Origin of the sequence: Acidovorax sp., from assembly GCF_016783915.1 — a bacterium.
Taxonomy (GTDB): Bacteria; Pseudomonadota; Gammaproteobacteria; order Burkholderiales; family Burkholderiaceae_C; genus Acidovorax.
Window position 1 is genome coordinate 1 of sequence record NZ_JADHVT010000205.1, and the last position, 6,533, is coordinate 6,533.

Below are 6,533 nucleotides of genomic sequence, written 5' to 3' on the forward strand. Positions count from 1 at the left end.
CTCAGCCGAGCGAGGTCTTTCACCGGCAAGGCCGCACCGCGCCCAAACACCCGCAACTCCAGCAACACCAGATTGCCCAGCAACAGCGCAATGCCCACGATGTGGACGACTTCGAGCGCGGGATAAGCCCAGGCGTGTGTCTTGAGTGCTGCGAACACGGCTGGCAGTCCTTTTCGATCAATCCGCCCGCAGCAAATCAAGCATCAGTGCAACCCGCGCCTTGACTGGCGACAGGCCTTGCGAGGCAGGCAGCGCATCACCCGGCTTGGGTAGTACCTGTCCCTCGGCGCAGCGGGTGGAGCGCACCACCCGCACCCCGGCTTTCTGCGCTCGCACCAGAGCAGCCTCCAGATCGTGGTGGATCGTGCCATTGCCGGTGCAGGCCACCACCAAGCCCTGCACGCCCTCTCGCACCAGCGCATCTACCGCCCTGCCCGATGCCCCCGCATGGTTCATGACGATTTCCACCCACGGCCAAGCCACAGCGTTCACTATATTATTCATAGCGCTATCGGCATGATTGACATGCGCTACCGGGCTATTGCATGCCCAGCGGACCACGCCCTCTTCCACCCATCCCAAAGGACCGGCCTCGCCCGAGCTGAAGGCATTGACGCGGTAGGGATGCACCTTTTGCACATACCGTGCGCCATGCACTTCACCCGCCGCAACAGCCAGCACACCTGTGGCACCGGGTGCCAATACCGTTGCCACAGCGTCCAGCAGATTCTGGGGTCCATCGGGGGTCAGGGCTGTGGCGGGCCGCATGGCGCAGGTCAGCACCACGGGCTTGCGCGCATCCAGCACCTCGTGCAAAAACCACGCGGTCTCTTCCAGGGTGTCCGTGCCATGGGTGATGACCACACCTCTCACCTCCGGGTCGCTCAAATGGTGCGCGCACCGCAGTGCCAGCGTGCGCCACACCTCGCAATCCATGTCCTTGCTGTCGATCTGCGCCACCTGCTCTGCAGCCAAAGCGCCCCCTGCCAGGGCCTGCAAGCCTGGCACGGCCATCAGAAGTTGCTCCACCCCCACCTGAGCCGCGGTGTAGCCGATGTTGTCCCCCGCCTGTGCAGAGGTGCCCGCGATCGTGCCACCGGTGCCCAAAACCACAATTTTTTGCCCACTCACTTGCATACTCCGAAAAACTGGTGAAAAATACAGTTACTGGATTAAAAAACAGTTGTTCGCCACTGTAATCGCCTGCACCGGAAACCACCATGCTCGACAACCCCAAACTCACCGCCCGCCAGCAGCAGATTCTGGATCTCATCCAGACCGCCATCGCACGCACCGGCGCGCCTCCCACCCGCGCAGAAATCGCGGCCGAGCTGGGTTTCAAGTCAGCCAACGCGGCAGAAGAACACCTGCAGGCCCTGGCCCGCAAAGGGGTGATCGAACTGGTCAGCGGCACCTCGCGCGGCATCCGCTTGCGCGGAGACACAGTGCGCTCCATCAACGCAGCCCGTGGCAACCAATTCAGTCTGCCCATCCCGGGTCTGTCGCAGCTGGTCTTGCCCCTGGTAGGTCGAGTGGCTGCGGGGTCGCCCATTCTCGCGCAGGAACATGTGGACCAGACCTACAGTGTGGAAAACAGCCTCTTCCAACACAAGCCCGACTACTTGCTCAAGGTGCGGGGCATGTCCATGCGCGACGCCGGCATCATGGACGGTGACTTGCTCGCCGTGCAGTCCACCCGTGAGGCTCGCAATGGTCAGATCATCGTGGCCCGCCTGGGCGATGATGTCACCGTCAAGCGACTTCGCCGCACGGCCACTGCCATCGAGTTGCTGCCCGAAAACCCCGACTATCCCGTGATCGTGGTGCAGCCCGGCGAGCCTTTCGAAATCGAAGGACTGGCAGTGGGACTTATCCGCAACACCATGCTGATGTAGCGTGTGCCCCAGGGGCCGCACCGTGGGTGGCGGGCGTTTGGTGAACGGATACAACCGATTCACCAGCCCTGCGGTGCAGGTCCCGTTGAATGCCAAGGCCTCTCAGGCAATGCTTGATGGATCGGCGGAGCAGCTGTCTGCACGGTCGAGGGATCAACTCGCACTGCGTCTGTCTGCACTGGTGTTCGACCACTTTGCAATCCTGCCTATGTTCAACCCCCGACTTTCGGAGTTTTCACATGGGAATTGCTTTGTTCACCCTGTCTGCTGTGCAGAACCCTCTTCGCAGTCTTAAAAGGCTGCTTGCCAACCCAGCCAGTGCACCCAAAGACCGACTGGACCTGCAGGCACTGCCAGTCGGCATCAGACGTGCTAGGCCAGGCAACGCCCCAGCATCGGCCTCCCGCAGCGACGACGCCCAAACCCTGGTCCCCAGCAACTCCACAGAGTCACTGGCACAACGTCCATTGCGCGGAAATTGGCCCTTTACCGCCAAACCTCCAGTACAAACGCCAGAAAGCCCGACCAGATCCGCTGCCACCCACCGCTCCTTCCTGCCAACACACATGGCCGGCAGCAAACGTCAGGCCTTTTTGGCGTCAGTGGGTGCAGACCACTGCCCACCACAATCCACCCGGGTGCTGCGCCGGGCCTCTGACACAGGCACCTGCCGCCTGGTAATTGCTGGCCGCATGGCCGATGTGTGCGCAGAGCTGGACCGCCTGGCAGCATCCGAGGCGCTCCGGGCCTGATTCGCAAAGCGCAGCAGGCGGCACGAGCGCCAAGCCCTCTTCTACGCCCCGCGCACCAGGGCTGCGGCAATGTCGGGCAGTGCTCGATCCGCAAACGTCTAACACCGGGGCACCGGCAGGTCCAAAAATCCGCACCGAGCTGCAGCAGTCGTGGTGCATGGCACTCTCTGAATGCGGACTTCCGTGCACGCGCAGTGCAAGAAGTACGTCTGCGGGGCCCATGCAGCACTCAGTCACCAAAAAACCGCAGGCTTTGGTATGCCCAGCACGGCCCCTGTGGCATTCCCCTGCGCCCGCCAAGGCACAATGTCGGCATGAATATTGTGATCCTTGATTTTCATATTCTCCAATGAAAATAGATTATCAACCCAATTACCTACGCTGAAACCTACGCCCCTTTCAGAACCACCCTACCTCGCGGCACCATGTATTGCATCGTTTACCGGCTCTATGACGGCCAGGGCAACCGGCTGGATAACGAAGTGGCGCGAAGCAATGGGCAGCGGGGGTGGCTTGTGTATCGGCAAAAGCGCCCCGTCACTGGCGAGCCGTTCTGCCATGCTTTGCTGCCGCCCAAGGAGGGGGCGCCGGATCATTCTGCCCTGCTGACCCCGCTGAATCACGCCAGGCTGCGGGCACTTCATGGCGGCCTGCGGTTGACGGGGCAGGACTTCGATGCTGGCCACAGATACCTCAAGCAGGCGTGGTGGGCCGTGCCGGTGATGGAGCAGTAGGGCCCTGTTTCAATCAATGCGTGGCGGTGGCCCGTCATCCCGGCGGGGAATGGCCTGGCGCTGGGCCCGCTCCTGCAGCTCCCTGGCCATCTCGCGCCGGTCTCGGCGCTGGCGTTGAGCGAGCTGGCGGGCAGCCTTGGCAGTGCGGGCGGGTCGCATCACTGCGCCTCTAGCGATGGCACGGCTTCTACGGGCGCAGTGCATGCAGCCAGCGCAGTGCGCAGCAGGCCCTCGTAGCCCTCACGCCGCTCGATTTCCGCCTGGGCGGCCTGGGTGAACTGATCCACCGTCGCCCCCGGCCGCAATGCCTCGGTGGGCATGACTGGGCGGTCAGGCTCTTTTTCCTGGCAGGCCACAGGCACGGCCACATTCACGCGCTGAATCTCAACGCGCGGGGCAGTCTCGCAGCCGGACAGAAACACCGCCGTCACAGCGGCGATTACCGCGAGGCTTCTCACGGCGCCACACCCAGGACATGCTCCAACATCGCCTTGGCTTGGCCATAGTGCAGCAGATTGGTGCCCGTGGGGTTCATGCCGGCGTGGGGTGAGCGGGTGAAACTGATACCGCAATCCGGAGCAAAGTCCGGAGGCAGCGGCCAGCAAAGAAAGCGGCCCACCATTTCGTCGGTGACGACTGGCGCAGCAGGCTCCTGATGCAGATCGGCCAGCGCAGCGGTGGAAAGCGCCTCGACCGCTTCGGGCGACAGCTCAATAGCGGCCGTGTCGCGCCCGCCATTGCCCTTGCTGCGGACCGTCAAGGTATAGGCGGCCCCGTCCTGGCGGGACAGGTTCACGTATGGCGGGAAGTCGGCGCCGGGCGGGGTGTGTGCAAAAACGGTCTTGGTCATAGGGTGCTTTCAGTTGATTCCGGCTGCCGGCCGGCTCGGTGTGTTTCGGGTTTTCAGCCAGTCGTCCACCCGGGCCTGTGCGCTGGCGCATGCGTCACCTGGTACCGGCGCGGGCGTGCTCAAGATCGTGTCGGCGCGCTGGTTGTGGCCTTGCGCTGCGCTGGTAGCAGCCGCACGGGCGGGCGCTGCCACGATGTAGCGGCGGTCGGCCAGCTTGCGCAGGTCATCCACCGATGCAGAACACTCGCTGGCCACCTGGCGGATGCCGTCGCGCTGCCCCTCCATGTCGCGCAAGGCGGTCTTTGCCACCGCGGTGTCGTCGCGCTGGCCCAGGTAAGCCCAGCCCAGCAGACCATTAGCTGCGAGGCTGATACCCAGCACCACCAACATGGGGTTGATGGCGGGCATCACAGCAGCACCGCCTTTGCCGCCTCATAGAGCGCCAGCCGGTCGGCCAGGCCGTTGGTGCCGCCGTTGATGCGCTTGGTGATGCGGAGGAAGTCGCCCAGGTCGGCAAAGGTGTTGAGCTCGCGGCTGTGCCAGAACCAGGCGGCGCTCATGGCCGCCAGGTCGGGGCGCTCCAGTAGCGCGGGCATGGCCTCGAAGTCGGGCACGTTGGGCAGGTACGCGGCCAGGCCGTCGCGGGTGGCGCAGTAGTTGGCGCGGCCGGTGGTCTGGATAAGGCCGCGCCCCATGTAGCGTTTGCCATCCCCTGGCTGGGTGTTGCCCAGGTCTGCCCTGCCCTCGTACCGCTGCTGGGCGGGCGTGGGGCCCCAGATTTCGCGCACGTAAACCAGGCGGCCAGATTCGTGCCCGATCTGGGCCAGGAAGGCAGCCAGCCGGCCGGGCGTGTTGATGGCGAAGGTTTCGCACGCCTTGGTGATGTGCGGCAGCCAGTCATCGGCCCGGGCGGCGGTGCAGCCGGTGGCGGCGCGCAGTTGTTGTGCAGTGAGCATGTCAGCCCTCCTTGACGCGAGTACGAACGATGAGCGTTGCAAACCCCAGCAGCACGCAGGCGTCTTGCAGCGTGGGTTGCTCCAGGGGCAGCAGCGGGGTAATGAGTGCGCCGGCCCCGCCCACGGCCAGCAGGGCCCAGGCGATGGCTTTGAGCCATTCGGTGATGCGGTCGCGGGCGCGCAGGCCGCGCCTGCAGGGGGCTGTGCGCTCCAGCTTGTTGAGGGCTTCGGCCAGCACGATGAGGCCAGACACCCAGTGCACCACGGCCAGCGCGGTGATAAGTGACGTTGCGGTGGTCATGGCGTGGCACCTCCCCCGGGCTGCTGCGGCGCGGGCTGCACCTGGCCGCTGATGCGCTTGATGGCAAACACCAGCACCTGTTGTGCGCCACCACCCACGGCAAAGGCACCGCCCCGCAGCAGGCTGTCGGGCAGCTGCGCGGCCAGCAGGGCCAGCGGGGCCAGGTAGCCCGCCGTGAGGCTGCTGGCGATGGCAACAAACATGCGGCGCACAGTGGTGCGCAGCAGCTCGCGCCAGGTGTCGCTGCTGCCCGGAACAGCATTGAGCAGGATGATGGCAACCAGGGCACCGGCAAAGCCAGCAATCAGCACATCGACCCGCAGCCCCAGCGATACGCCAAACGCGGTGATCACGGAGCTGGCGGCCGTGGCGGTGGCCACGGTGAGCACGCCAGCGGCGGTAGAAGAAACAGGTTCTGGCATGGACTCCCTCTGGTTTTTTGTTGTTTCAGACTTCGATTTCCACCAGCGTGAGGTCCGGGGCCAGGCTCTCGATCACGCCGTCGCGCACAAAAACGCGGTCATCCACGGCAGCGTCGCCCCGCACGCGCAAGGTGCCGCCACCCTGCAGTGCGACGGTGACGCCACCGGCAAAGGTGGCCACCACGACGCCCACCAGCAGCGGCGCATCGGGGATAAGGCGCCGAAACTCTGCGTACAAATTAGCCATGGACTTCCACCTCCACGTTCTGGCGGGCGACTGGCGGGCTGTAGCTGGCAGACACGCCGCGCACCAGGCCGCGCCGGGTCACGGTGCTGGGCCCCGTGCCTTCGGTGACATCGATGAGCTGCCCCACCTCCAGCAGGCCCAGGTCGTCGTTGATGGGCAGGCTCAGGCTCAGGCGCTGCTGGCGGCCGGTGTCGCCCAGGATGGCCAGGCCGCGCTGGCGGGCGGCGTCGGCATGGGTGATGAGGTCATCCACCACCGTGGCAGCGGCCAAGCCGCCCGTGGTACCGGTTTTGACGACGTGACCCAGCACCCCCACAGACTGACCGCTGACGTACACCTCGTTGTACGCAGGCTTGTCCAGCCACTCCACCCCCTC

At 64.9% G+C, this 6,533-nt stretch carries 11 protein-coding genes and 1 pseudogene; 2 read left to right on the top strand and 10 right to left on the bottom strand.

The window, feature by feature from the left end:
• Positions 1-177: 177 nt before the first annotated feature.
• Positions 178-1,137 (bottom strand): asparaginase, encoded by a 960-nt coding sequence (locus ISS20_RS22595; RefSeq protein WP_291439757.1) that lies wholly within the window; start codon positions 1,135-1,137, stop codon positions 178-180.
• Positions 1,138-1,220: 83 nt separating this feature from the next.
• On the opposite strand from ISS20_RS22595, the gene lexA reads away from it, so the two are divergent.
• Positions 1,221-1,895, top strand: a complete 675-nt coding sequence (lexA, locus tag ISS20_RS22600) for a transcriptional repressor LexA (RefSeq protein ID WP_056062380.1) — start codon at positions 1,221-1,223, stop codon at positions 1,893-1,895.
• Positions 1,896-3,072: 1,177 nt separating this feature from the next.
• Positions 3,073-3,381 (top strand): hypothetical protein, encoded by a 309-nt coding sequence (locus ISS20_RS22605; protein WP_291439759.1) that lies wholly within the window; start codon positions 3,073-3,075, stop codon positions 3,379-3,381.
• Positions 3,382-3,390: 9 nt separating this feature from the next.
• Here ISS20_RS22605 and ISS20_RS22610 read toward each other — a convergent pair whose 3' ends face one another.
• The 9 genes and pseudogenes from ISS20_RS22610 to ISS20_RS22650 form a co-directional block, all read right to left on the bottom strand.
• Positions 3,391-3,540 (bottom strand): hypothetical protein, encoded by a 150-nt coding sequence (locus ISS20_RS22610; protein ID WP_291439760.1) that lies wholly within the window; start codon positions 3,538-3,540, stop codon positions 3,391-3,393.
• Positions 3,540-3,839: a hypothetical protein gene (locus ISS20_RS22615; protein WP_291439761.1), complete on the bottom strand. Its 300-nt coding sequence runs from the start codon at positions 3,837-3,839 to the stop codon at positions 3,540-3,542. The genes ISS20_RS22610 and ISS20_RS22615 overlap by 1 nt, the downstream gene beginning before the upstream one ends.
• Positions 3,836-4,231: a hypothetical protein gene (locus tag ISS20_RS22620; protein ID WP_291439762.1), complete on the bottom strand. Its 396-nt coding sequence runs from the start codon at positions 4,229-4,231 to the stop codon at positions 3,836-3,838. The genes ISS20_RS22615 and ISS20_RS22620 overlap by 4 nt, the downstream gene beginning before the upstream one ends.
• 9 nt (positions 4,232-4,240) lie before the next feature.
• Positions 4,241-4,639, bottom strand: a complete 399-nt coding sequence (locus ISS20_RS22625; protein ID WP_366828727.1) for a hypothetical protein — start codon at positions 4,637-4,639, stop codon at positions 4,241-4,243.
• Positions 4,639-5,187 carry a glycoside hydrolase family 19 protein gene (locus ISS20_RS22630; protein ID WP_291439764.1) on the bottom strand — a complete coding sequence of 183 codons (549 nt, stop codon included), beginning with the start codon at positions 5,185-5,187 and terminating at the stop codon, positions 4,639-4,641. The genes ISS20_RS22625 and ISS20_RS22630 overlap by 1 nt, the downstream gene beginning before the upstream one ends.
• Before the next feature lies 1 nt (position 5,188).
• Entirely contained in the window at positions 5,189-5,488 is a 300-nt protein-coding gene (locus tag ISS20_RS22635) for a hypothetical protein (RefSeq protein WP_291439766.1), read from the bottom strand.
• The gene (locus ISS20_RS22640) at positions 5,485-5,910 is read right to left on the bottom strand and encodes a hypothetical protein (RefSeq protein WP_291439768.1); all 426 of its coding nucleotides are present in this window, start codon (positions 5,908-5,910) and stop codon (positions 5,485-5,487) included. Before ISS20_RS22640 ends, ISS20_RS22635 begins: the two co-directional genes overlap by 4 nt.
• Positions 5,911-5,935: 25 nt before the next feature.
• Positions 5,936-6,157, bottom strand: a complete 222-nt coding sequence (locus ISS20_RS22645) for a hypothetical protein (protein WP_291439770.1) — start codon at positions 6,155-6,157, stop codon at positions 5,936-5,938.
• Positions 6,150-6,533, bottom strand: a pseudogene (locus ISS20_RS22650) (hypothetical protein); the annotation flags it as partial. The pseudogene ISS20_RS22650 and the gene ISS20_RS22645, both read right to left, overlap by 8 nt.

Coding starts and splice junctions, on each gene's coding strand:
- ISS20_RS22595 (WP_291439757.1), bottom strand. CDS start 1,137: ATGCAAGTGAGTGGGCAAAAAATTGTGGTTTTGGGCACCGGTGGCACG.
- lexA (WP_056062380.1), top strand. CDS start 1,221: ATGCTCGACAACCCCAAACTCACCGCCCGCCAGCAGCAGATTCTGGAT.
- ISS20_RS22605 (WP_291439759.1), top strand. CDS start 3,073: ATGTATTGCATCGTTTACCGGCTCTATGACGGCCAGGGCAACCGGCTG.
- ISS20_RS22610 (WP_291439760.1), bottom strand. CDS start 3,540: ATGCGACCCGCCCGCACTGCCAAGGCTGCCCGCCAGCTCGCTCAACGC.
- ISS20_RS22620 (WP_291439762.1), bottom strand. CDS start 4,231: ATGACCAAGACCGTTTTTGCACACACCCCGCCCGGCGCCGACTTCCCG.
- ISS20_RS22625 (WP_366828727.1), bottom strand. CDS start 4,639: ATGCCCGCCATCAACCCCATGTTGGTGGTGCTGGGTATCAGCCTCGCA.
- ISS20_RS22630 (WP_291439764.1), bottom strand. CDS start 5,187: ATGCTCACTGCACAACAACTGCGCGCCGCCACCGGCTGCACCGCCGCC.
- ISS20_RS22635 (WP_291439766.1), bottom strand. CDS start 5,488: ATGACCACCGCAACGTCACTTATCACCGCGCTGGCCGTGGTGCACTGG.
- ISS20_RS22640 (WP_291439768.1), bottom strand. CDS start 5,910: ATGCCAGAACCTGTTTCTTCTACCGCCGCTGGCGTGCTCACCGTGGCC.
- ISS20_RS22645 (WP_291439770.1), bottom strand. CDS start 6,157: ATGGCTAATTTGTACGCAGAGTTTCGGCGCCTTATCCCCGATGCGCCG.